General features: G+C 58.7%; 25 protein-coding genes. 15 read left to right on the top strand and 10 right to left on the bottom strand.

What is annotated here, in order from left to right; all coding sequences use genetic code 11:
* From AC1DKH_RS07000 to AC1DKH_RS06965, 8 genes are all read left to right on the top strand, one after another.
* Positions 1-153: NAD(P)(+) transhydrogenase (Re/Si-specific) subunit beta (locus AC1DKH_RS07000; protein WP_477797794.1), on the top strand; the 153-nt coding region annotated here is incomplete at its 5' end.
* A 213-nt stretch (positions 154-366) separates the two neighbouring features.
* Positions 367-1,860, top strand: a complete 1,494-nt coding sequence (locus AC1DKH_RS06995) for an acetyl-CoA hydrolase/transferase family protein (RefSeq protein ID WP_008018492.1) — start codon at positions 367-369, stop codon at positions 1,858-1,860.
* A 319-nt stretch (positions 1,861-2,179) separates the two neighbouring features.
* On the top strand, positions 2,180-2,395 hold the full coding sequence (locus AC1DKH_RS06990) for a DUF1127 domain-containing protein (protein ID WP_477759753.1): 216 nt from the start codon (positions 2,180-2,182) through the stop codon (positions 2,393-2,395).
* Between the two features lie 258 nt (positions 2,396-2,653).
* On the top strand, positions 2,654-2,863 hold the full coding sequence (locus AC1DKH_RS06985) for a DUF1127 domain-containing protein (protein WP_477797793.1): 210 nt from the start codon (positions 2,654-2,656) through the stop codon (positions 2,861-2,863).
* A 142-nt stretch (positions 2,864-3,005) separates the two neighbouring features.
* Positions 3,006-3,326 carry a DUF2388 domain-containing protein gene (locus AC1DKH_RS06980; protein ID WP_477756308.1) on the top strand — a complete coding sequence of 107 codons (321 nt, stop codon included), beginning with the start codon at positions 3,006-3,008 and terminating at the stop codon, positions 3,324-3,326.
* A 107-nt stretch (positions 3,327-3,433) separates the two neighbouring features.
* Positions 3,434-3,751: a DUF2388 domain-containing protein gene (locus AC1DKH_RS06975; RefSeq protein ID WP_477756309.1), complete on the top strand. Its 318-nt coding sequence runs from the start codon at positions 3,434-3,436 to the stop codon at positions 3,749-3,751.
* A 27-nt stretch (positions 3,752-3,778) separates the two neighbouring features.
* Entirely contained in the window at positions 3,779-4,099 is a 321-nt protein-coding gene (locus AC1DKH_RS06970) for a DUF2388 domain-containing protein (protein WP_108231768.1), read from the top strand.
* Entirely contained in the window at positions 4,096-6,057 is a 1,962-nt protein-coding gene (locus AC1DKH_RS06965; protein ID WP_477797791.1) for a DUF7844 domain-containing protein, read from the top strand. The genes AC1DKH_RS06970 and AC1DKH_RS06965 overlap by 4 nt, the downstream gene beginning before the upstream one ends.
* A gap of 153 nt (positions 6,058-6,210) precedes the next feature.
* Here AC1DKH_RS06965 and trpA read toward each other — a convergent pair whose 3' ends face one another.
* Together trpA and trpB are read right to left on the bottom strand one after the other, a co-directional pair.
* On the bottom strand, positions 6,211-7,023 hold the full coding sequence (trpA, locus tag AC1DKH_RS06960) for a tryptophan synthase subunit alpha (RefSeq protein WP_477756637.1): 813 nt from the start codon (positions 7,021-7,023) through the stop codon (positions 6,211-6,213).
* Positions 7,023-8,258 (bottom strand): tryptophan synthase subunit beta, encoded by a 1,236-nt coding sequence (gene trpB / locus AC1DKH_RS06955; RefSeq protein WP_477797790.1) that lies wholly within the window; start codon positions 8,256-8,258, stop codon positions 7,023-7,025. Before trpB ends, trpA begins: the two co-directional genes overlap by 1 nt.
* A 124-nt stretch (positions 8,259-8,382) precedes the next feature.
* Between trpB and AC1DKH_RS06950 the strand changes: the two genes are divergently transcribed.
* Positions 8,383-9,276, top strand: coding sequence for a LysR family transcriptional regulator (locus tag AC1DKH_RS06950; RefSeq protein ID WP_477759756.1), 894 nt, complete (start codon positions 8,383-8,385; stop codon positions 9,274-9,276).
* On the opposite strand, the gene AC1DKH_RS06945 is transcribed toward AC1DKH_RS06950, so the two are convergent.
* The gene (locus AC1DKH_RS06945) at positions 9,273-9,596 is read right to left on the bottom strand and encodes an ElaB/YgaM/YqjD family protein (RefSeq protein ID WP_150728191.1); all 324 of its coding nucleotides are present in this window, start codon (positions 9,594-9,596) and stop codon (positions 9,273-9,275) included. The two genes, AC1DKH_RS06950 and AC1DKH_RS06945, sit on opposite strands and share 4 nt — an antisense overlap.
* A gap of 157 nt (positions 9,597-9,753) precedes the next feature.
* On the opposite strand from AC1DKH_RS06945, the gene AC1DKH_RS06940 reads away from it, so the two are divergent.
* Positions 9,754-9,969: a dodecin gene (locus AC1DKH_RS06940; protein WP_015092929.1), complete on the top strand. Its 216-nt coding sequence runs from the start codon at positions 9,754-9,756 to the stop codon at positions 9,967-9,969.
* Positions 9,970-10,090: 121 nt separating this feature from the next.
* Positions 10,091-10,312 carry a DUF1161 domain-containing protein gene (locus AC1DKH_RS06935; RefSeq protein WP_477754127.1) on the top strand — a complete coding sequence of 74 codons (222 nt, stop codon included), beginning with the start codon at positions 10,091-10,093 and terminating at the stop codon, positions 10,310-10,312.
* Between the two features lie 71 nt (positions 10,313-10,383).
* Here AC1DKH_RS06935 and AC1DKH_RS06930 read toward each other — a convergent pair whose 3' ends face one another.
* On the bottom strand, positions 10,384-11,385 hold the full coding sequence (locus AC1DKH_RS06930; protein WP_008002158.1) for an LLM class flavin-dependent oxidoreductase: 1,002 nt from the start codon (positions 11,383-11,385) through the stop codon (positions 10,384-10,386).
* Between the two features lie 392 nt (positions 11,386-11,777).
* Here AC1DKH_RS06930 and AC1DKH_RS06925 point away from each other — a divergent pair, with 392 nt between their 5' ends.
* Positions 11,778-12,011 carry a DUF1161 domain-containing protein gene (locus AC1DKH_RS06925; RefSeq protein ID WP_477754111.1) on the top strand — a complete coding sequence of 78 codons (234 nt, stop codon included), beginning with the start codon at positions 11,778-11,780 and terminating at the stop codon, positions 12,009-12,011.
* Positions 12,012-12,015: 4 nt separating this feature from the next.
* On the opposite strand, the gene AC1DKH_RS06920 is transcribed toward AC1DKH_RS06925, so the two are convergent.
* Together AC1DKH_RS06920 and AC1DKH_RS06915 are read right to left on the bottom strand one after the other, a co-directional pair.
* On the bottom strand, positions 12,016-12,438 hold the full coding sequence (locus AC1DKH_RS06920) for a PA0061/PA0062 family lipoprotein (RefSeq protein ID WP_477754112.1): 423 nt from the start codon (positions 12,436-12,438) through the stop codon (positions 12,016-12,018).
* A gap of 41 nt (positions 12,439-12,479) precedes the next feature.
* Positions 12,480-12,902 (bottom strand): PA0061/PA0062 family lipoprotein, encoded by a 423-nt coding sequence (locus tag AC1DKH_RS06915; RefSeq protein WP_477754113.1) that lies wholly within the window; start codon positions 12,900-12,902, stop codon positions 12,480-12,482.
* A 59-nt stretch (positions 12,903-12,961) separates the two neighbouring features.
* On the opposite strand from AC1DKH_RS06915, the gene AC1DKH_RS06910 reads away from it, so the two are divergent.
* Positions 12,962-14,059: an aminopeptidase gene (locus AC1DKH_RS06910; protein WP_477797789.1), complete on the top strand. Its 1,098-nt coding sequence runs from the start codon at positions 12,962-12,964 to the stop codon at positions 14,057-14,059.
* Here AC1DKH_RS06910 and AC1DKH_RS06905 read toward each other — a convergent pair.
* From AC1DKH_RS06905 to AC1DKH_RS06890, 4 genes are all read right to left on the bottom strand, one after another.
* A complete protein-coding gene (locus AC1DKH_RS06905) occupies positions 14,041-15,270 on the bottom strand; it encodes a nucleoside recognition domain-containing protein (RefSeq protein WP_223443495.1) in 1,230 nt (409 codons plus the stop codon). The genes AC1DKH_RS06910 and AC1DKH_RS06905 overlap by 19 nt on opposite strands.
* A gap of 195 nt (positions 15,271-15,465) precedes the next feature.
* Positions 15,466-16,797 carry a glutamate/aspartate:proton symporter GltP gene (gene gltP, locus AC1DKH_RS06900; protein ID WP_477759757.1) on the bottom strand — a complete coding sequence of 444 codons (1,332 nt, stop codon included), beginning with the start codon at positions 16,795-16,797 and terminating at the stop codon, positions 15,466-15,468.
* Positions 16,798-17,589: 792 nt separating this feature from the next.
* On the bottom strand, positions 17,590-17,754 hold the full coding sequence (locus AC1DKH_RS06895) for a DUF1328 domain-containing protein (protein WP_003177151.1): 165 nt from the start codon (positions 17,752-17,754) through the stop codon (positions 17,590-17,592).
* Positions 17,755-17,822: 68 nt separating this feature from the next.
* On the bottom strand, positions 17,823-18,110 hold the full coding sequence (locus tag AC1DKH_RS06890; protein WP_477765403.1) for a hypothetical protein: 288 nt from the start codon (positions 18,108-18,110) through the stop codon (positions 17,823-17,825).
* A 437-nt stretch (positions 18,111-18,547) separates the two neighbouring features.
* On the opposite strand from AC1DKH_RS06890, the gene algB reads away from it, so the two are divergent.
* Both algB and AC1DKH_RS06880 read left to right on the top strand, forming a co-directional pair.
* Entirely contained in the window at positions 18,548-19,894 is a 1,347-nt protein-coding gene (gene algB, locus AC1DKH_RS06885) for a sigma-54-dependent response regulator transcription factor AlgB (RefSeq protein ID WP_477797788.1), read from the top strand.
* Positions 19,895-19,904: 10 nt separating this feature from the next.
* On the top strand, positions 19,905-21,695 hold the full coding sequence (locus AC1DKH_RS06880) for an ATP-binding protein (RefSeq protein WP_477754119.1): 1,791 nt from the start codon (positions 19,905-19,907) through the stop codon (positions 21,693-21,695).
* Positions 21,696-21,699: the final 4 nt, after the last annotated feature.

The raw sequence follows: 21,699 nt of genomic DNA, 5'->3' as shown, positions 1-21,699 counted from the left end.
GCGTTCAAGGCCAAGACCATTATCGTCAACAAGCGCTCGATGGCCAGCGGCTACGCCGGCCTGGATAACGAGCTGTTCTACCTGGATAAAACCATGATGGTGTTCGGCGACGCGAAAAAGGTCATCGAAGACATGGTCAAGGCCGTCGACTAACCTTCTACGGCACACAGAACGCCCCGACTCGTCGGGGCGTTTTTGTTTGCGCAAATCGTCGGACAAACTATTCTTTTGTTACCGATCCGGTAACGGTGTTTTGCTTGAAAGGCCCTGAATAGACGCCTCGATTGCGACCTTGGTAGCGGGACAGAAGCTGGCGCAATTCACTAGACTGCACGTCCTGCTACCTGTTGCCCGAGATAACAATCCATGTACCGTGACCGTATTCGCCTGCCTTCGTTGTTGGACAAAGTGATGAGCGCTGCCGACGCTGCCGCTCTGATTGAGGACGGCATGACCGTCGGCATGAGTGGCTTTACTCGCGCCGGCGAAGCCAAGGCCGTCCCCCAGGCGCTGGCCGAGCGCGCCAAGGTCACGCCGCTGAAGATCAGCCTGATGACCGGCGCGAGCCTGGGCAACGACCTCGACAAGCAGTTGACCGAAGCTGGCGTGCTATCGCGACGCATGCCGTTTCAGGTCGACAGCACCCTGCGTAAGGCGATCAATGCCGGCGAGGTCATGTTCATCGACCAGCACTTGTCGGAAACCGTGGAGCAATTGCGCAACCAGCAATTGAAACTGCCGGACATTGCCGTGATTGAAGCCGTGGCGATCACCGAGCAAGGGCATATCGTGCCAACCACCTCGGTCGGCAACTCGGCCAGCTTCGCGATTTTCGCCAAGCACGTGATTGTCGAGATCAACATGGCACACAACCCCAACCTCGAAGGCCTGCACGACATCTATATCCCGACCTATCGTCCGACCCGCACCCCGATTCCATTGGTCAAAGTCGACGACCGCATCGGCAGCACTGCCATCCCGATTCCAGCGGAAAAAATCGTTGCCATCGTGGTCACCAACCAGGCTGACTCGCCCTCCACTGTGCTGGCGCCGGACGCCGAGACCCAAGCCATTGCCGACCACCTGATCGACTTCTTCAAACAGGAAGTGGCAGCCGGACGCATGACCAACAAGCTCGGCCCGCTACAGGCCGGTATCGGCACCATCGCCAACTCGGTGATGTGTGGCCTGATCGACTCGCCGTTCGAAGACCTGACGATGTATTCCGAGGTGCTGCAGGATTCGACCTTCGACCTGATCGATGCGGGCAAGCTGAGTTTTGCTTCGGGCAGTTCGATCACCCTGTCGAGCCGGCGCAATGCCGACGTGTTCGGCAATCTGGAGCGCTACAAGGACAAACTGGTCCTGCGTCCGCAGGAGATCTCCAACCACCCTGAAGTCGTGCGCCGCCTCGGCATCATCGGCATCAACACCGCCCTGGAGTTCGACATATATGGCAACGTCAACTCCACCCATGTCTGCGGTACACGGATGATGAACGGCATCGGTGGCTCGGGCGACTTCGCGCGCAACGCGCACCTGTCCGTGTTCGTGACCAAGTCGATCGCCAAGGGTGGTGCGATCTCCAGCGTGGTGCCGATGGTCAGCCACGTTGACCATACCGAACATGACGTCGACATCCTCGTGACCGAAGTCGGTCTGGCAGACCTGCGAGGCCTGGCACCGCGGGAGCGTGCCCGGGTCATCATCGACAAGTGCGTGCACCCGGATTACCGCCAGGCGCTGAATGATTACTTCACCGCCGCATGCGCCATCGGCGGGCACACCCCGCACATTCTGCGTGACGCCTTGAGCTGGCACATAAACCTGGAAGAAACCGGGCAAATGCTGAAGAAGTAATTGGTACAGATAGCAGCTGGCGCAAACACAGTTTCGTCAGCTTGCTCTTGCCTCTTCGAAATATGAAAAAAACTGTACTGCTGTACCGGTCATTTCCTAGGGAAAATTCCTACCCAATCGGACAAAAACAGCAATTTCGCACCTTAATAGTGCGGACAGGTACAGTTGCCTCTATTTCGACCAGTACACCACCTATAAACAGTTAACTGAGCCATCACAATACAGATGAACTGTATCTACAGGGACTAGGCAAACGAGAGGATCATGGGCACCAGTTAAACCACTACCTAATCCCGCCATAAGCGGAAGGATGACCACCATGGAACGTACACTCAGTTCCGATCTGTTCTTTCAAGACACTGCTGCAAAAACCCAGGCTTCCATGCCTCTGCGCGTTATCGCCAACCTGATGCTGTGGCAGCGCCGCATCACCAGCCGCCATCAACTGGCTCGCCTGGACTCGCGTCTGCTGGCTGACGCCGGGATTAGCGAAGCACAACGCTACGAAGAGCTGAGCAAGCCGTTCTGGCGCTAAGTTAGCGTCGCTGGCTCTGACCTGAAGGTCCACCGCCAGCAACCCGAATTGAAAAAACAAGACCCGTCGTGGGAAACCACGACGGGTTTTGTCGTTTTGGCCTGTCAAATCCGGTCTGACAGTAGGGAATTCTCAACACCAGTACAGTTTGCAAAAAGCACTAACTGAATGAGTACAATATTGCCGTAGTGTGTCTGTAATGGATATTCGGCGGGTGTCAGCATGAAGCTCTCCACTTATCAGGACAGGGACCGCGCCATGAATTCTTTACAGGATGTTTCCAAGCCCGAAATTCAATCGAGACCTTGCCTGAACTGGGTCAGAGACCTGTTAACAGGACTGTTCGCTAGTCTCGAAAGGGCGAGAACACGACGTTTACTGGCTCAACTCGATGATTGTCAGCTATCAGATCTTGGTATCAGCCACGCCGACCGCATCAATGAATTGGATAAACCGTTCTGGCGCTGACTTCCTGTTTGCATGACGGGCTGTTCGAACTGACACACTCAGGCCTAATATCAAACCAGAACGTGGCGAGCGCCAAGCGCCTGGCGTCTGACTTTGCAGACACTGCGCCATTTTTCAATTGGTTTACACAAAGGAGTTACCCATGTCCCGTCTCCGTCTGCTCAGCGCTGCAGCCCTGTTTGCCGTAGCTGCCAGTGCCCAAGCCAGCAGCTTCATCGTGACCACGGATGCTGTCGTCAATGCACTCAAAGCCACGTCCGATGCGACTACCGATGTCGTCTCGTCTTCGTTCAAGGATGACAAGATCGTCCTCGCGGCCCGTGACGACGCTGCCAGCTTCGTCGCCAGTGAAGGTTCCATCCGCGGCGTGAAACTGGAAAGCGCCATCGACCACATTCACCGCCAGGCGCCACAGCTGAACGCAACCGACGCCCAACTGGCGCAAGCGATCCTGACGATCTAAACGACTGCACAGACATGGGGCACGCCCGGCGCGCCCCAATGTTTCGACGCTGGCTCTAGATCGGGCCTTGCGCTAGCCTTGGGACTCATTTTCACCTGTCGAGTCTCATGCGTTTTCCTTCAAGTCTCTTGATCGCTCCAGTCTTTCTTACCCTTGGTTACTGCGGATCGGCCCACGCTTATGACGCCTTCAATCTGTCCACCCAAGGCATCGTCGCCAGCGGTTACGCCACAAGTTTGGTGACCAGCGCCCCCTTCGACCATAAACTGCTGCTCGCCGCCCAGGATGACGCTGCGGCATTCATTGCCAGTGATGGCCAACTGAGAGGCGCACGACTGGAGTCGGCCCTGCGGTATCTGCGCCGATCCCAGGCAAAACTTCATGCCAGCGACCTTGAACTGGCACAAGCAATTCTCGTCCAATAGTTATCCCTGTTTTTCTGGAGTCGTTCCATGCGTAACCCGCTGATTGCTGCCACCTTAGGCCTGCTGCTGTTGGCCGATGTGTCCCAGGCACATACTCTGGTTGCCACCAGTAACATGCTGATCCGCGCCACCCAGCGCACCCTCGATTTCACCTCCGACACCACCACGTCCATTCGCGATTCGAAAATCGTGCGCGAAGCCCAGGACGACGCCGCCAGTTTCGTTGCCAGCAATGGCGACATTCGTGGCGCTCACCTGGAATCCGCCTTCGATTTGCTGCGCACCCGCGTGCCGGAAGCCCGTGACGCCAGTGACCAGGACCTCGCCGAAGCCATCCTCGCACTGTGAAGCGTCCATGCGCCTGGCTGCTGGCCGGGGCCCTGTTGCTGCTCGGCAACACGGCCCACGCAGGCCTTCAGTTACAGCTCAAGACCGAAGGCCTGACGCCCGCGCAACAGCAAGCCAGCCAGGCGTTGCTCGATGAAGCCATGCAGGCGCTGCCGCCACGCTTTATCGAGCAACTCGATCGACGCATCGACGTCGGCTGGACCGATGACATGCCACGCCACGCCTACGGTCAGGCATCACTGGTGTCCGAGCTCGATCTGAACCGCAACCTGCTGGCCGGCCTCACCGATGGCAGCGCCGCGACAAGGAAAACCCATCGCCCCCATGGCACCGTGCGCCGGGAAATGCTGGCCACGGTGTTGCACGAGCTGACTCACATCTACGATCGCTCACGCCTGTGGCCGGATGCCGAGCGCAAGCTGATTCAACGCTGCACCCAGCGCAACAACAGCTCAGGGTTGGTTGGCATTCCCGACCAATGCCGGGGCCAGTCGGATCGGCGTTTTACCCTCAGTGATGATCCACGCCTGCTCGATCTCGCCGGTTGGCAGCAATACGTAGGCCGTCGCGGTGAACGCGAACAGCACAACCGCCAGATTGCCCGCAGTCCGGACATCTACGAGACCAGCAGTCCAAAGGAATTCGTCGCGGTCAACATGGAGTATTTCCTCCTCGACCCGAGCTACGCCTGCCGCCGACCCGCACTGTACCGCTACTACAAGGAACATTTCGGTTGGGCGCCCGCTACCAAAAACACCTGCAATAAAACCTTCGCTTTCCTCAATGCCGGCAACGACTTCGCCAGGACACCTTTGGGCCAGGTCGATCCGGAGCGGGTGTATGCCATTGACTATCTGCTGGCCGAAGCTAACCAGAACCTGTTCAGCCGCTGGGGCCACAGCATGTTACGCCTGGTGATCTGCGCGCCGGGCCGACCACGCGGACCGGATTGTCGACTGGACCTGGACCAGCATCTGGTGCTGTCGTACCGCGCCTTCGTCGGCGACGTACAGCTGTCGAGCTGGGATGGCCTGGTCGGTAAATACCCGTCGCGGCTGTTTATCCTGCCGCTGTCCCAGGTCATTGACGAATACACCAAGACCGAACTGCGCAGCCTGGCCTCCGTACCCCTGAACCTGTCGCGCAACGAGATTGAAGACGTGGTGGGACGTGCCGCCGAGATGCACTGGAGCTATGACGGCAACTACTTCTTCCTGTCGAACAACTGCGCGGTGGAAGAGCTGAAATTACTGCGTGGCGGTACCAATAACCCGCAATTGGTGGGACTCGACAACATCATGCCCAACGGTTTGCTGGAAGTGCTGAAAGGCCGCGGGCTGGCGGACACCAGCGTGCTGGACGACCCGCGGGAAGCCTTGCGCCTGGGTTATCGTTTCGACTCCTTCCGCGAGCGCTATCAGGCCATGTTCGAGATCCTGAAAAAGCACTTGCCGATCAAACAGGAAACCGTCGAAGACTGGCTCGAATTGAAAGCCGCGGAGCGTCGGCAATGGTTCGAGCAGGCCGATTTGCGCACCAGCGCGGCGTTGCTGCTATTGGAACAGGCCAGTTTCCGTCAGCAATTGCTGCTGGCCCAGGATGAAGTGAAGCAGCGTTATCTGGGCGCCCGAGAGCTGAAGAATGGCGGCATGGACAAGGCCAACGAGACGCTGAAGGACATTCTCGCCAACAGTGGTTTCCTCAGCCGGCCGGCGGAGCTGCTGGGCACTAACGGTTATGGCTTGCCGCAACCAAGCGAGTGGGAGCATCTGGAAGCGGAAAGCAGCCAGCGCCAGAAGCAGCTCCTGGCCCTGTCCGGGGATCTGGACAAGGAAGTGAGGGCATTGCTTGAGCCGAGCCGTGCCGCCGAGATGGCCGCCAACGAGGCCAACGTGAAGCAGATTGGTGAGCACCTGCGCAAACTGCACAAGGCGTCGGGCGGGATAGAGCTGCCTTGAGACCGCAACCTTGTGGGTGCTTGCTCCCAAAAGGTTTACAGCGTTTAGCCACACACAGCAAAAAGGGCTTCAGAACACAGTCCTGAAGCCCTCGGTCTTGCTGTTTAGTCTGTGCCGCGAGGCTCTAATTCCTCTGTATCAGGAACTTTGCCTTCAGCTGACGCGGGCTTTACGCACGCCATCGGCCAACGCAGAGCACAGGCTCAGCACGCCATCCACGGCTTGTTCCGGGGAGGTGGCATTGGCGATGTGATCGATCAACGCTGAACCCACCACAACACCGTCGGCCAGACGCGCGATGGACGCCGCCTGTTCCGGAGTCCGGATACCGAAACCGATGCTGATCGGCAAGTCGGTATGGCGACGCAGACGGGCGACCGCTTCCTCGACGTGTTCCAGCGTGGCGGCACCGGCGCCGGTCACACCGGCCACCGAGACGTAGTAGACGAAGCCGGAGCTACCGTTAAGAACGGTCGGCAGGCGCACATCGTCGGTAGTTGGCGTGGTCAGGCGGATAAAATCCAGGCCCGCGGCCTGCGCCGGGTCGCACAGCTCACTGTTATGTTCAGGCGGCAGATCGACCACGATCAGGCCATCAACCCCGGCCTCTTTGGCTTCGGCAATGAAGCGCGGTACGCCGTACATGTGGATCGGGTTGAAATACCCCATCAGCACCAGCGGCGTTTCGTTGTTGTCCTGGCGGAACTCGCGAACCATTTGCAGGGTTTTCGCCAGATTCTGCTTGGCACCCAACGCACGGATGTTGGCGAGCTGGATGGCCGGGCCGTCAGCCATCGGGTCGGTGAAGGGCATGCCCAGCTCGATCACGTCGGCGCCCGCCGCTGGCAAGCCTTTGAGGATTGCCAGGGACGTGTCGTAGCCCGGGTCGCCGGCGGTCACGAAGGTCACCAGGGCGGCACGGTTTTGTTCCTTGAGTTCGGCAAAACGCGTTTGCAGGCGGCTCATCAGTGTTTCTCCTGCTTGGACTGCTGTTTCTGAGAGTGTTCCATATGGTGCATCACGGTCTGCATGTCTTTATCGCCACGGCCGGACAGGTTGACCACCATCAGGTGATCCTTTGGCAGGCTCGGTGCGCGCTTGAACACTTCAGCCAGGGCATGGGCGCTTTCCAGGGCAGGGATGATCCCTTCCAGGCGGCAGCACTGGTGGAACGCGGCGAGGGCTTCGTCATCGGTCACCGAGGTGTACTGAACGCGGCCAATGTCGTGCAACCAGGCGTGCTCCGGACCGATGCCCGGGTAGTCGAGGCCGGCAGAGATCGAGTGGGCGTCGATGATCTGGCCATCGTCGTCCTGCAGCAGGAAGGTGCGGTTGCCGTGCAACACACCCGGTACGCCGCCGTTCAGGCTGGCCGCATGCTTGCCGGTCTCGATGCCGTAACCGGCAGCTTCAACGCCGATGATCTCGACGCTCTTGTCGTCGAGGAACGGGTGGAACAGGCCCATGGCGTTGGAACCACCGCCAATGCACGCCACCAGGCTATCTGGCAGACGGCCTTCCTGGGCTTGCAGTTGCTCACGGGTTTCCTTGCCGATTACGGCCTGGAAGTCGCGAACCATTGCCGGGTAAGGGTGCGGACCGGCCACGGTGCCGATCAGGTAGAAGGTGCTGTCGACGTTGGTCACCCAGTCACGCAGGGCTTCGTTCATCGCATCTTTCAGCGTGCCGGTGCCGGCCACCACCGGGATCACTTCGGCACCCAAAAGCTTCATGCGAAACACGTTGGCCTGCTGACGTTCGATGTCAGTGGTGCCCATGTAGATCACGCAATCCAGACCGAAGCGCGCGGCGACGGTGGCAGTGGCCACACCATGCATGCCGGCGCCGGTCTCAGCGATGATGCGCTTCTTGCCCATACGCCGCGCCAGCAGGATCTGGCCGATGCAGTTGTTGATCTTGTGCGCGCCGGTGTGGTTCAGCTCTTCGCGCTTGAGGTAGATCTTCGCGCCGCCACAGAACTCGGTCAGACGCTCGGCGAAGTACAGTGGGCTTGGACGCCCGACGTAGTCGCGCTGGAAGTAGGCCAGTTCCTCCTTGAATGCAGGGTCTTCCTTGGCCAGCTCATATTCACGGGCCAGGTCGAGGATCAACGGCATCAGGGTTTCGGCAACGTAGCGGCCGCCGAACGCGCCAAACAGGCCGTTGGCATCAGGGCCGTTGCGCAGATTAGTCTGGGTCATTTGGCGCTCCAGTTGAATGCGTGAAGTGATGCATAAAGAGATAGTGGGCTTCACTCTACCCCTGACGCCCCGGCCTGAAAACCGATAAGATCGCCACAACCTGTCAGGAAAACTCACAGATCACATGAGCCATGACCTTCCTCCGCTGAACGCGCTTCGCGCCTTCGAAGCCACTGCCCGCTTGAACAGCGTCAGTCAGGCGGCCGAACAGTTGCACGTCACCCATGGGGCCGTCAGTCGGCAACTCAAGGTGCTTGAAGAACACCTCGGCGTTAGCCTGTTCATCAAGGATGGACGCGGCCTGAAACTCACAGATGCCGGGTTACGCCTGCGTGACGCCAGCAGCGAAGCCTTCGAGCGCCTGCGCAGCGTTTGCGCCGAACTCACACAAAGCACAGCCGATGCGCCATTCGTGCTCGGTTGCTCGGGAAGCCTGCTGGCGCGCTGGTTTATCCCGCGACTGGGGCGGCTCAATGCCGACCTGCCGGACTTGCGCCTGCACCTGTCGGCCGGAGAAGGCGATCTGGATCCGCGAAGACCGGGGCTGGATGCTTTGCTGGTATTTGCCGAGCCACCCTGGCCGGCGGACATGCAGGTTTTTGAGCTGGCCAGCGAACGTATCGGTCCGGTGATGAGCCCTCGGTTCGTCGGCTATGAACGGCTCAAGCAAGCACCGGAAACCGCACTGCTGAACGAACCCTTGCTGCACACCACTTCACGCCCGCAAGCCTGGCCGAACTGGGCGCAACCACGGGGCCTCGACGCCAGGGCGCTGAAGTACGGCCAGGGATTTGAACATTTGTATTACTTGCTGGAAGCCGCCGTCGCGGGTCTGGGCGTGGCGATTGCCCCCGAACCTTTGGTGACGGAGGACTTGAAGGCCGGCCGCCTGGTTGCACCTTGGGGCTTCAGTGAAACCCCGGCGCAACTGGCGTTGTGGCTACCCAAGCGCGCCGCGGACGGGCGCGCCCGGCAACTGGCGCAGTGGCTCAAGAACGAGCTGCGTCGAGCGGATTAATCACGCTTGCACAACAGATAAGCGGCCAGCAGGCCCAATGCGCCCACGGCGACACCGGCTGTTGTCCAGGGGTGTTCCTGGGCGTAGTCCCGGGTGGCAATCCCGGTTTCGCGGGTTTTGACCTTGACCTCCTCATAAGCATCGGCAAGCAGATGGCGCGAGTGCTTCAAGGCATTTTCGGCGTTGCTTTTCAGGGTATTGAGGGTTTTACGCGACTCGTCCGAGGCGTCGCCCTTCAGGCTTTCCAAAGACTTGAGCAGACTCTCGATCTCGGCTTCCATGCTTTGCAATGAGGCTTTGCGTAACGAGGTGTTGGCCATGGTGGCTCTCCTGCAATGGTGATGAGTGGCGTGTGTTGGTTGGGACTTCATGGGCTCAAGAAAGTGCAGAAAATATGAACTTCACACTCAGAACGGCCAACAGAAGAAATAGGAAAAATCACTGCTAGGCTGTAATTCACACGCCGAGGAGAACGCCATGTCTGACCATCACACCTACAAGAAAGTCGAGCTGGTTGGCTCGTCCACCAGCAGTATCGAAGATGCAATCAACAACGCCCTGACCGAAGCCAGCAAGAGCATCAAGTACATGGAATGGTTTGAAGTGACCGAGACCCGTGGGCACATCAGGGACGGCAAGGCTGCGCACTTTCAGGTGACCTTGAAAGTCGGGTTCCGGATTGCCAGCAGCTGACTTTGGGCTAGTCTTCTGAACTTGCACGCCAGCCGAATGCCATAGGGAATGGCAAAGCACTCGATGAGCGCGTCCGGCTGACGGCTGGTTACCCCTATGATCCGACCAGGGAATGCAACAGATGAAGAAGTTTATGTTGGCGGTAGGTTTGTTGAGCCTTGCAGGGACCGCATTGGCGGGCGGCAAGCCATGCGAAGAGCTGAAAGCCGAAATCGCCGCGAAACTTGATGCCAAGGGCGTTTCCGGATATTCGCTGGAGATTGTCGATAAAGGTGCCGCTGCCGGCGGGAAAGTAGTTGGCAAATGCGAAGAAGGCGCCAAAGTGATCGTCTATAAAAAGTAGGCCGATTCCCGCCGTCTCAATGAAAAAGCCGACGCCCTGGCGCCGGCTTTTTTATGTCTGTCGATTGAGTATCAGCCTCGCATGACCTGCGCCAGCAACTCGTAGGAATGCACGCGATCCGAATGCTCGTACAGGTCACAGGTGAAAATCAGCTCGTCAGCCTGGGTCTGTTCGATCAGGACCTCGAGTTTGGCGCGGATTTTCTGGGGGCTGCCGATCATGGCCAGGCCAAGGAAATCGTGCACGGCCTCTTTCTCATGGGGCAGCCACAGGCCGTCCATGGTCTTCACCGGTGGACGCTGTACCAGGCTTTGGCCACGCATCAGGGCGAGAATCCGCTGGAACACCGAAGTCGCCAGGTAATCGGCCTGCTCGTCGGTATCGGCTGCCACTAAAGGCACGCCGAGCATCACGTAGGGTTTGTCCAAAACGGCTGACGGCTTGAAGTGATTGCGGTAGACCCGGATCGCTTCATGCATGTAGCGCGGCGCGAAATGCGATGCGAAGGCATAGGGCAAACCGCGTTCACCGGCCAGCTGAGCGCTGAACAGGCTCGATCCCAACAACCAGACCGGCACATTGGTCCCGGTGCCCGGCATGGCGATGATGCGCTGGTCCGGAGTACGCGGCCCGAGATAGCGCACCAGCTCCGCCACATCTTCCGGGAAATCGTCGGCGCTGCCGGAGCGCTCGCGGCGCAGCGCACGTGCGGTCATCTGGTCGGAACCGGGGGCGCGACCCAGGCCCAGATCGATCCGGCCCGGATAAAGGCTTTCCAGGGTGCCGAACTGCTCGGCGATCACCAACGGCGCGTGGTTGGGCAACATCACCCCACCCGAACCGACTCGAATGGTCGACGTACCACCGGCCAGATAACCGAGCAGTACCGAAGTCGCGGAACTGGCGATGCCGTCCATGTTGTGGTGCTCAGCCACCCAGAAGCGGTTGTAACCGAATTTCTCGACGTGCTGCGCCAGGTCCAGCGAATTGCGCAGCGACTGGGCCGCGCTGCCGTTCTCGCGCACCGGCACCAGATCGAGGGTCGAGAACTTGATATCGGACAGTCGTTTCATAAACCTGCTTCTCCAATTGAGGGCGCAGGTTTGTTCTTGCGAACGCAAACCTGCCGAATCCAAAAGCGTGTTCATGCAATGTGGGCATATACCCGAGTTTCAATAGCCCGGTAAAAAATCCATCGAAAAAAGCGGATTGATCGGACAGGTCTGCCCGGTGTCCAACGTGCGGAATGCGAAGATCAGATTGGAGGCAACATTGGTCGGCTAGATTTTCGTTGAGAACAAGAGATCGCTGCCTTGAGCAACCTGCCGGGATCATTCGGCAAAAAGTGCTCGCGTCTGCGATCTTTTTTGCGTCGCGACAGATTTGCCCGCTAAAACTGTGGTCGAATAAACGACAGCAGCGAAAACCCACGACTGTGCGTGCTGCCTCAAAGGAGCTTCAAACCATGAAACGTTTTGCCTTGGCGGTTATCTGTTGCGCACTGGCCGCTTCGGCCCTCGCAGCGCCGAAACCCTGCGAAGAACTCAAGGCCGAGATCGAAGCCAAGATCCAGGCCAGTGGCGTCACCGCCTACACGCTTGAAATCGTCACCAACGACGAGGTCCACGACCAGAACATGGTCGTTGGCTCGTGCGAAAACGGTACCAAGAAAATCATCTACCAGAAGAACAACCGCTGACCACTCACATCAGGCAGTAAGACTCTCGATCTTCTGCAACGATCTCCCGCTTGGCGTTGTATAGCCTGGCTTCAGGGATGAAGGCAATCGAGCGGCCTTCAAGCACATAACGTTGGCCGGCTTCGAAATGATCGAAGTTGATGGTCAAGTAACATATGCGTTCAGAAGGGCCGCCCATCATGTTCAAGCCCCCGCCACCAGGTACTTCGAAGTCGAAGCGGACGATCAGTTCATGGCTGCCGGGCATAACCTCAAAATAACGCCCGTCGGCCAAGCGCTGTTTATCCAGACGCTCGGCCATCAGCAATTTATCGTTAGGGAAGGGCGTGGAAAAATCGACCCAGGCCATCTTTGGATTAGCCGTCGGCATCGGGCTCTGACAGCCAGCGACAATGCTGGCAACCAGCAACAGCATCAACCTGTACATGATGAATGTCCCAAGGGGTTATGCATTCAGCATAACGCCGATCAGGAGTGTTGGCAGCCCGCAGGCGTGCCTTGGCCAATCACTTTTCGCTGTTGATCGTAGAGTTTCGCCCAAGGCCGAAAGCCGATGTTCCCCGTCTGTAGCCGATAACGCTCGCCCGCGTTGAAGTCGTTGAATTTCACGTTCAACTGGCAATCGCGCCACAACGGTTCGGCATCAGGGCCGATGTTGGTAGGCTGGACCGAAAATTGGTAGCGGACCGTCAACTCATGGCTACCGGGCTGGACCTGGAAATAGCGTTTATCGTCGGTGGCCTTGTCATCGACCTCCAGCGCTTGCAGCTTCGTATCTTCTTGCTTCGACTCCAGGTCGATCCAGGCTTGCGCAGGATCAGGGCGGGGTAGTCCGAAAAAAGCACAGCCGGCCAGCATCAGCAGGCCTCCTGTCAGCATCAACATGCGCATAGCGGAGCTCCAGTCAGGCGGGATAGTCTTGTGGAAAGACTCTCCAAGGAAGAATTATTGTGATCAGGCCGCTTCCTAGCCTTGGGTTACTTGATCGCGTTTTTCGCGTTTTGTTTCCGGGTGTGTTGTTTTTGTTGCTCAACGGTTGCACCAGCGCCAGCTATTACAGCCAACTGGCCAGCGGCCAACTGCAGTTGCTGCGGGCCAGGGAGCCGGTTTCCAGCGTGATTGCCGACCCGGCGCGCGATCAAAAGCTGCGTACACACCTGGAGCAATCGCAAAAGGCCCGAACGTTCGCCAGCCAGCAATTGCACCTGCCGGATAACCCGAGTTACCGCTTGTACGCGGACATTGGGCGTCCCTTCGTCGTCTGGAATGTCTTCGCCACGCCGGAATTTTCCCTAAAACCGGTAAACCACTGCTTCCCCATCGCCGGTTGCGTGGCTTATCGCGGTTACTACAGCCAGAGTGCAGCCCGCGGCGAAGCAGCTTTGCAACGCTTGCAGGGCATGGACGTGTCGATTGGTGGTGTCGAAGCCTATTCGACACTCGGCTGGTTCAACGACCCGATCATCAGTTCGATGATGGGCTGGGGGGATGAGCGACTGGCCACGCTGATCTTTCACGAGCTGGCCCATCAGCGTTTCTATGTGAAGGACGACACGGAGTTCAACGAATCCTTCGCCACCTTCGTCGAGCAGGAAGGTACTCGCCAATGGCGCGCCTACCGCCTCCTGCCACCGGATAACAATGCGCAGGCGCGTCAGCGCAACCAGTTCACTGTGTTGGTGCTCAAGACCCGCACCCGACTGGAAAAACTCTACACCTTGCCGTTGCCAACCGAACAAATGCGCCAGCAAAAGGCTGCCGAGTTCGAGCGCTTGCGCAGCGAATACCGGCAATTGCGCGACAATCAGTGGGCCGCAGACAAACGCTACGATACCTGGATCTATGCCCCCATGAATAATGCCCGGTTATTGCCATTTGGTTTGTACGACCAATGGGTTCCGGCATTTGCCACGCTGTTCCATCAGGAGGATGGCGACTGGCTCAAGTTTTACGCTGCCGTGGAAAAGCTCGGCGCCTTGCCGGCGGACGAGCGTAAGGCCGCGCTGAAAGCATTGGCTGGCGAGGCCGATCAACCAAAGAACCAGTAGCAAACCCCGATCGCGCCCAGCACCCCGGCAAGCTCCGCCAGCAATGCACAACCGACTGCATGTCGTGCGCGCTGGATGCCCACGGCGCCGAAGTACACCGCCAGCACATAGAACGTCGTTTCGGTGCTGCCCTGGACCGTCGCCGCCACCAGCGCCGGGAAGCTGTCGACGCCCGAGGTCTTCATGGTTTCGATCAGCATCGCCCGGGCGGCGCTACCCGAGAAGGGTTTGACCATCGCCGTCGGCAACGCATCGACGAATCGCGTGTCCCAACCGGCCCATTCCACCAGATGGCGAATGCCATCCAGACCGAAGTCCAGCGCCCCGGACGCACGCAGTACGCCCACTGCGCAGAGCATCGCCACCAGATAGGGCAGCAAGTTCTTGGCGACGTCGAAACCCTCTTTGGCTCCTTCAACGAAGGCCTCGTAGACCTTCACTTTGCGCAGCGCGCCGATCAGTAAAAACAGCATGATCAGGCCAAACAGCGTCACGTTGCCGAGGATCGACGACAGGCCGGCCAGTGCGGTCGCTGAAAGGGTCGCCAGCAAAGCCATGAAACCACCGAGGGCGAGGGCGCCGGGGATCAGGTAGGCCAGCACCACCGGGTCCCAGATGCGCAGGCGCTGCATGAACGCCACCGACAGGAAGCCGACAATGGTCGAGCAACTGGTCGCCAGCAGGATCGGCAGAAACACCAGCGTCGGGTCAGGCGCGCCTTGCTGGGCGCGATACATGAAGATCGTCACCGGTAGCAGGGTCAGCGAGGAGGCGTTGAGCACCAGGAACAGGATCTGGGCGTTGCTGGCGACAGTGGCGCTGGGATTGAGTTCTTGCAGCGCCTTCATGGCCTTGAGGCCGATCGGTGTGGCGGCGTTGTCCAGGCCCAGGCCATTGGCGGCGAAGTTCAGGGTGATCAGGCCGATGGCCGGATGACCAGGCGGGACTTCAGGCATCAGGCGCAAAAACAGTGGCCCCAGAGCCTTGGCCAACCATTCGACGATCCCGGCTTTCTCGGCAATGCGTAGAAAACCCAGCCAGAGGGTGAGGGTGCCAAACAGCAGCACCATGACTTCGACCGACAGCTTGGCCATGGCAAAAATGCTTTCCACCATTGCCGCGAAAATCCCGGCATTACCGCCGATCAGCCACTGCGCCAGCGCCGATACGGCTGCCACGATGAAGAAGCCAAGCCACAGGCCATTGAGCATCAGTCAAATCCCCCAAAAGATCCGCGAATGATAGCGGGGTGGCCAGAAACGACAAACCCCGGATTTCTCCGGGGTTTGTACATACGCACCACATAACCAATGTAGGAGCCGGCTTGCCGGCGAAGGCGTCATAGCTGGCGATGCAAGGCTCGAAGCCGTCTTCGCTGGCAAGCCAGCTCCTACAGGAGATTTGTGTCAGTTGCTGGAAATTTCACCTGCCGGCAGTTTTTCCTTGCTGCGCCAGTGCGGCAGGGAGTTCCAGTAGCGCTGGCCCTTGGCGTCGTCGTACATCCCTTCCCAACGAGCGATAACCAGAACAGCCAGGGCGTTGCCGATCACGTTCAGTGCGGTACGGGCCATGTCCATGACGCGGTCGACACCGGCGATGAACGCCAGGCCTTCCAGAGGAATACCGACGCTGCCCAGGGTAGCCAGCAGCACCACGAAGGACACGCCCGGTACGCCGGCGATGCCTTTGGAGGTGACCATCAGCGTCAGTACCAGCAACAGTTGCTGGCTGATCGACAGGTCGATGCCATACAGCTGGGCAATGAAGATCGCCGCGATGCTTTGGTACAGGGTCGAACCGTCGAGGTTGAACGAGTAACCGGTCGGCACCACGAAGCTGCAAATGGCTTTCGGCGCGCCGTAGGCTTCCATCTTCTCGATCACGCGCGGCAGCACGGTTTCGGAGCTGGCGGTGGAGTAGGCCAGTACCAGCTCATCCTTGAAGATGCGCATCAGCTTGATCACCGAGAAGCCGAACAGGCGAGCGATCAGGCCCAGGACCACGAAAGCGAAGAAGGCGATGGCGACGTAAACCAGGATCACCAGTTTGGCCAGCGGTATCAGCGACGCGAAGCCGAAGTTGGCCACGGTTACCGCGATCAGTGCGAACACGCCGATCGGGGCGTAGTTCATGATCATGTGAGTGACCTTGAACATGCTTTCCGATACGCCCTGGAACATCTTCACCAGCGGTTCGCGCAGGTCCGCCTGCAGGCTCGACAAACCGAGACCGAACAATACAGAGAAGAAGATGATCGGCAGCATTTCGCCGCGAACCATGGCCGCAAAGATGTTCGACGGGATCAGGTTGAGGATGGTTTCGACGAACGCGTGTTCATGCCGAACCTCGGCCGCCGTCGCCTGGTACTTGGAAATGTCCACGGTGCCCAGGGTGCTCATGTCGATGCCGGCCCCCGGATGGAACAGGTTGGCCAGCAGCAGACCGACCACGATGGCGATGGTGGTGACGATCTCGAAGTAAATGATGGTCTTGAAGCCGATACGCCCCAGCTTCTTGGCGTCACCGACGCCGGCAATGCCGACAATCAGGGAGGAGATGACGATCGGGATTACGATCATCTTGATCAGACGGATAAAGATATCGCCTGCCGGTTGCAGGACGTTGCTGATCCACCAGGCTTTTTCGGCACTGAAATGGTTGAGCAGCGCACCGATTGCAATCCCCAATACCAGACCGATGAGGATCTGCCAGGCGAGGCTAAGCTTTGCCTTCTTCATATCTTTACCCTTACTTGTTGTTTGACTCAGGGAGATGCGCGAACTGGAACGCTTATGGCGAAAAAGTCTAGTGCATCTGCCCCCGTATAAGGTGCCCCGGAACGCGTGTTTACGGCTCTCCGGCAGGCGAAAAAGGCGCAACTATTCCGATGCAAGGGAGCGCCGTCTAATGCCGTAAACGCCTACCCTATGCCGAATCGGCATGAGGTTTTTTTAGTAAAACACGCGTCCCAACCGGTTCGAATGCGACATTTCGGCAGGTATAAGTGCCGTGAACCGGTCATCACAGAGCAGATTGAATGTTTTTTGAGCGGTGGCCGAGGATTGATTTTTCAGCAAAATCCCGCAGGACGAAGCGAAAAATCGCGGCAAAAAAAACGTGGTTTTTCTCGATATACGGTCGCTGGTGAAACACCGGGAAAAGTATTTTCCGACGTAACCAGGACAAGGACGCGATAACGGTGAGGAAACCGAGACGAGCGCTCTATTTCAATGTGTTGCGTGATCAAGCCCTTCGCAAGCCCGTCGAACCATGGCGGTCCGGCGAACTTGCGCAGTAGCTTTTCCTGACCCAGCCCTTGCGCAGGCACTCGCTGTACCCGTAGGTCACTCCACCCCTGAAACAGGCAGAACGTCCCGACCCCTTGGTCATGCGCCAGCCTTCCTCAGGCGACGCAGGTGGAAAGAGGCGCTGTGGCCTCCCTCATGTGCGTACTTCAATACCCGTTCGGATCTTTCTTCGTTTGCTCCATCGACAGGGCGGCTGCCAGTGCCTTGAACAAACCTCTCATGTCAGCCTCGACCGCGACGACCAAAGAAGAAGGAGGCAATGAACATCACCAGGAACACGACAAACAGAATCTTGGCGATACCCGTGGCGGTGCCCGCGATACCACCGAAGCCCAATACAGCGGCGATGATGGCGATGATCAGGAATGTGATTGCCCAGCTCAACATGATGATTCTCCTTACGCTCTGTTTAGAGGTGCTGCGTTTCCCGGCGCATCGGATGCGCGGAAGTTTGCCTAGAACACCCAACGCTCCTGATGACGTATCTCACCCACAGGCCCGGCCTGGTCGACATCCATCATGCGCATCGGGGTGCTATCGGCCTGACCGCTGCTGACCGCGCTGAAATGGGTTTGGGTCGGATGCTGAATCGACAGACGTGGCGTTTCAGGCTGCTGGCCCTGCTCCCAGCGCTGAAACTGCTGGCCGCCGATCAGGGTGATCAACAGCGCCAGAACAGCAAACAGTCCTTGCTCGATTTGCACAGGCGAGAGGTGCAGGTGGGCGGCACGTTGACGGTTCATCTTGGAGCTCCTGCCTCTCGGGTCGGTATTCGATAGCGGGCGTTTGTTTTTGAATGCCCTGGTTAACCAGACAATTGCAGCCCGCATGCCAGCCTTGACTCGATTTAATTTCTTTTAATTTCAATATCTTATGATCATAAAAGAAATCACTTCGCACGCATCCTGCACGATGCCACTTGCGCGGTCGTGCGTATTGCATGATTCGTTTGAAGGAATGCGTAAATTTTTTGAATTGGGAGGAGGGCGCGGATGTCAGAATTTTACGCTGGCCGCTGTCAGAAACCGGACATCTATTCAAAGACCCGCAAAATCAGGTGGCTAACCGATACTTGGGATGAAAGCTACCCTGCCATGACAGGAATGGCTCAGAATCAATCATGCAACTTGCCCGATTTCTCTGAGACTAAATAAAGATATTTATTAAGGAGCGCAGGAAAATGGAATCAGCCACTGAGCATCAAGGCCGCATTCTGCTGGTGGATGATGAGTCCGCCATCCTGCGTACTTTCCGTTATTGCCTCGAAGACGAAGGCTACAGCGTGGCCACCGCTACCAGCGCCGCGCAGGCAGAAGCCCTGTTGCAGCGGCAGGTCTTCGACCTGTGCTTCCTCGATTTGCGTCTGGGTGAAGACAACGGCCTCGATGTGCTGGCCCAGATGCGTATTCAGGCGCCCTGGATGCGGGTGGTGATCGTCACTGCGCACTCAGCCGTCGACACCGCAGTGGATGCGATTCAGGCCGGTGCCGCCGACTATCTGGTCAAACCGTGCAGCCCCGATCAATTGCGGCTGGCCACCGCCAAGCAACTGGAAGTGCGGCAACTGTCGGCGCGACTGGAGGCCCTGGAAGGTGAAGTGCGCAAATCCAAGGATGGCCTGGACTCCCACAGCCCGGCCATGAAAGTGGTACTCGAAACCGCCCGCCAGGTTGCCACGACCGATGCCAATATCCTGATTCTTGGTGAATCCGGTACCGGCAAGGGCGAGCTGTCCCAAGCCATTCACGGCTGGAGCAAACGCGCGAAGAAATCCTGCGTCACGATCAACTGCCCGTCGCTGAACGCTGAACTCATGGAAAGCGAACTTTTCGGCCACAGCCGTGGCGCCTTCACCGGTGCCAGCGAAAGTACCCTGGGGCGAGTCAACCAGGCGGACGGCGGCACGCTGTTTCTCGACGAGATCGGCGACTTTCCCCTGACATTGCAGCCGAAGTTGCTGCGTTTTATTCAAGACAAAGAATATGAGCGCGTCGGTGATCCGGTGACCCGTCGTGCCGATGTGCGCATCCTTGCGGCCACCAACCTCAATCTTGAGGACATGGCCCGCGACGGTCGTTTCCGTGAAGACCTGCTCTATCGCCTGAATGTCATTACCTTGCACCTGCCACCGCTACGCGAACGCCACGAAGATATTCTCAACCTGGCCGACCGTTTCCTGGCGCGCTTCGTCAAGGAGTACGCCCGTCCCGCGCGCGCCTTCAGCGACGAAGCCCGGGAAGCGCTGCTGAGCTATCGCTGGCCGGGCAACATCCGTGAGCTACGCAACGTAATCGAGCGGGCGAGCATCATCTGTCCGCAGGAGCGGGTCGAGATCAGTCATCTGGGTATGGCCGAAACTCCGGTCAACAATGCACCGCGCATCGGTGCGGCACTGAGCCTGGAGGAGCTGGAAAAGGCCCACATCAGCGCGATCCTCACCACCGCCGACACCCTGGATCAAGCGGCGAAAACCCTGGGCATCGACGCCTCGACGCTGTACCGCAAACGCAAACAGTACAACTTGTGAGCAGCAGCGGATGAAACTGGCGATGAAATTGCGGACCCGGCTGTTCCTGAGCATCTCCGCACTGATGACCATCGCGTTGCTCGGGCTCTTGCTCGGGCTGGTCAGCGTGATGCAGATGGCCGGCAGCCAGGAAGTGCCCACCCGCAACAACTTCGTCACTCTGGACCTGGGGCTCAAGCTGCGTCAGACCCTGGATGATCAACTGATCATCATGCTCAGCGAGAAACCTGAATCCGCCGCTTTCGCCGCCTCGAAACAGCATTACTTCGAACTGCTGGAGGAAGGTATCGCCCAGGAGCCAGCGCAGTCCGGAGGCGAGTACGGCTTCAGAAAAGCCAAGGCCGACTATGAGCGCTTTATCCAGGCTTATGAAACGTCCCCGGCCCCGTCGAATGTGCTCGGCAGCCACGGCAACCTGATGGAAAAATTCAACGCGCTACGCAATGGCCTGATCGCCGAGCACAAGCGCGCACTGGATAACATCAACGATACCGATCGTCAGGCCCGGGAGCAGGCGCTGCTGATTGCCGGTTTGCTTGGCCTGGTGGGGCTGGCGGTGCTGATCGTCGGCTTCGTGACCGCGCAGGCCATCGCCCGGCGCTTCGGGGAGCCCATCGAGGCTTTGGTCAAGGCGGCGGACAATATCGGCCAGGGCAATTACGATGTCACCCTGCCGATCTCTTCGGCGGTGGAGTTGAACCAGCTGTCCCGGCGTTTCGGGATCATGGCCCAAGCGCTGCGTGAGCATCAGGCCACTAACGTCGATGAACTGCTGGCCGGTCAACAGCGTTTGCAGGCCGTGCTCGACAGCATTGACGACGGACTGCTGATGATTGACCGTCAGGGTCATCTGGAACACCTTAACCCTGTGGCCCAGCGTCAGTTGGGCTGGGAATCCGATCGTCTGGGTCTAGGGTTGGGCACGGCGCTGGAGCGCCCCGAACTCGATGAGCAACTACAACTGGTACTGCGCGGCAGCACGCTGGAGCGGGCGCCGGAAGACTTGAGCATCGAAGTCGATGGCGAGTCACGACTACTGACCTATAGCCTGACCCCGGTAAGCCATACCCAGGGACATATTCTCGGTGCCGTGATGGTGCTGCATGACGTCACGGAACAGCGTGCCTTCGAACGGGTACGCAGCGAATTTGTATTGCGCGCCTCCCATGAGTTGCGCACACCGGTCACCGGCATGCACATGGCTTTCGGATTGTTCCGCGAGCGCGCTCACTTTGCCCCGGATTCCCGGGAAGCCGATCTGCTCGATACCGTGAATGAAGAGATGCAGCGGCTGATGCAGTTGATCAATGACCTGCTGAATTTCTCCCGTTACCAGAACGGCTTGCAGAAACTCACCCTGGCGCCGTGTGCCATCGAGGCATTGCTGGAACAGGCTCAATCGCGCTTTGCCACATCGGCCGAGGAGAAAGAAATCAGTCTGCTGGTGGAAGTGCAGGGGCCTTTGCCGCGGTTACAGGCCGACCAGCCACAACTGGACCGGGTACTCGACAACTTGCTCGACAACGCCTTGCGTCACACCGGCTCTGGCGGGCGGATACGCCTGCAGGCCCGGCGCCACGGCGACCGGGTCATCATCAGTGTCGAGGACAACGGCGAAGGCATCGCCTACGGTCAACAGGGGCGGATCTTCGAGCCGTTCGTACAGGTCGGACGCAAGAAGGGCGGGGCCGGGCTCGGCCTGGCCTTGTGCAAGGAAATCGTGCAATTGCATGGCGGGCGCATGGGCGTCTACTCCCGGCCGGGGCAAGGTACTCAGTTCTACATGGCGCTGACCGTTTAGCTCA

The sequence above is a fragment of the Pseudomonas sp. 05L36 genome, from assembly GCF_056398125.1.
Note: the sequence above shows the minus strand (reverse complement) of the source record. Positions and strands in the feature narration are given on the sequence as shown.

Coding starts and splice junctions, on each gene's coding strand:
- AC1DKH_RS06995 (WP_008018492.1), top strand. CDS start 367: ATGTACCGTGACCGTATTCGCCTGCCTTCGTTGTTGGACAAAGTGATG.
- AC1DKH_RS06990 (WP_477759753.1), top strand. CDS start 2,180: ATGGAACGTACACTCAGTTCCGATCTGTTCTTTCAAGACACTGCTGCA.
- AC1DKH_RS06985 (WP_477797793.1), top strand. CDS start 2,654: ATGAATTCTTTACAGGATGTTTCCAAGCCCGAAATTCAATCGAGACCT.
- AC1DKH_RS06980 (WP_477756308.1), top strand. CDS start 3,006: ATGTCCCGTCTCCGTCTGCTCAGCGCTGCAGCCCTGTTTGCCGTAGCT.
- AC1DKH_RS06975 (WP_477756309.1), top strand. CDS start 3,434: ATGCGTTTTCCTTCAAGTCTCTTGATCGCTCCAGTCTTTCTTACCCTT.
- AC1DKH_RS06970 (WP_108231768.1), top strand. CDS start 3,779: ATGCGTAACCCGCTGATTGCTGCCACCTTAGGCCTGCTGCTGTTGGCC.
- trpA (WP_477756637.1), bottom strand. CDS start 7,023: ATGAGCCGCCTGCAAACGCGTTTTGCCGAACTCAAGGAACAAAACCGT.
- trpB (WP_477797790.1), bottom strand. CDS start 8,258: ATGACCCAGACTAATCTGCGCAACGGCCCTGATGCCAACGGCCTGTTT.
- AC1DKH_RS06950 (WP_477759756.1), top strand. CDS start 8,383: ATGAGCCATGACCTTCCTCCGCTGAACGCGCTTCGCGCCTTCGAAGCC.
- AC1DKH_RS06945 (WP_150728191.1), bottom strand. CDS start 9,596: ATGGCCAACACCTCGTTACGCAAAGCCTCATTGCAAAGCATGGAAGCC.
- AC1DKH_RS06940 (WP_015092929.1), top strand. CDS start 9,754: ATGTCTGACCATCACACCTACAAGAAAGTCGAGCTGGTTGGCTCGTCC.
- AC1DKH_RS06935 (WP_477754127.1), top strand. CDS start 10,091: ATGAAGAAGTTTATGTTGGCGGTAGGTTTGTTGAGCCTTGCAGGGACC.
- AC1DKH_RS06930 (WP_008002158.1), bottom strand. CDS start 11,385: ATGAAACGACTGTCCGATATCAAGTTCTCGACCCTCGATCTGGTGCCG.
- AC1DKH_RS06925 (WP_477754111.1), top strand. CDS start 11,778: ATGAAACGTTTTGCCTTGGCGGTTATCTGTTGCGCACTGGCCGCTTCG.
- AC1DKH_RS06920 (WP_477754112.1), bottom strand. CDS start 12,438: ATGTACAGGTTGATGCTGTTGCTGGTTGCCAGCATTGTCGCTGGCTGT.
- AC1DKH_RS06915 (WP_477754113.1), bottom strand. CDS start 12,902: ATGCGCATGTTGATGCTGACAGGAGGCCTGCTGATGCTGGCCGGCTGT.
- AC1DKH_RS06905 (WP_223443495.1), bottom strand. CDS start 15,270: ATGCTCAATGGCCTGTGGCTTGGCTTCTTCATCGTGGCAGCCGTATCG.
- gltP (WP_477759757.1), bottom strand. CDS start 16,797: ATGAAGAAGGCAAAGCTTAGCCTCGCCTGGCAGATCCTCATCGGTCTG.
- AC1DKH_RS06895 (WP_003177151.1), bottom strand. CDS start 17,754: ATGTTGAGCTGGGCAATCACATTCCTGATCATCGCCATCATCGCCGCT.
- AC1DKH_RS06890 (WP_477765403.1), bottom strand. CDS start 18,110: ATGAACCGTCAACGTGCCGCCCACCTGCACCTCTCGCCTGTGCAAATC.
- algB (WP_477797788.1), top strand. CDS start 18,548: ATGGAATCAGCCACTGAGCATCAAGGCCGCATTCTGCTGGTGGATGAT.
- AC1DKH_RS06880 (WP_477754119.1), top strand. CDS start 19,905: ATGAAACTGGCGATGAAATTGCGGACCCGGCTGTTCCTGAGCATCTCC.